Origin of the sequence: Iodidimonas nitroreducens (assembly GCA_000710935.1) — a bacterium.
Classification (GTDB): Bacteria; Pseudomonadota; Alphaproteobacteria; order Sphingomonadales; family Rhodothalassiaceae; genus Iodidimonas; species Iodidimonas nitroreducens.
Genome location: BAYV01000076.1, coordinates 1 through 257, shown reverse-complemented (window position 1 = coordinate 257; position 257 = coordinate 1). Strand labels below are relative to the sequence as shown.

Annotated in this window: 1 protein-coding gene; it reads left to right on the top strand. The window is 46.7% G+C overall.

The features are described 5' to 3' along the window. A partial coding sequence (locus AQ1_RS14990) for a sensor histidine kinase (RefSeq protein ID WP_462687143.1) occupies window positions 1-257 on the top strand: 257 nt, incomplete at both ends.

The following is a 257-nucleotide window of genomic DNA, read 5'->3' as shown; positions in this document are numbered from 1 at the left end:
TCCCATGAATTTCGTACCCCCCTGGCAATTATCAGTTCCTCCACTGGCATTTTGAAAAAATATTGGCCTAAGTTAGATGGCCAAAGACGTGGCCAACATCTGGAGCGCATCGAGGAAAGTGTTCACCACATGGTGGAACTATTAGACGATGTACTCACCATTAACCGGGCGGAAACTAAATATTTACCGTTTGAGCCTCAACCCCTAGATTTAGTCAGCTTTTGTCGGGGCATCACCGATGAACTCCAGTCACCAGA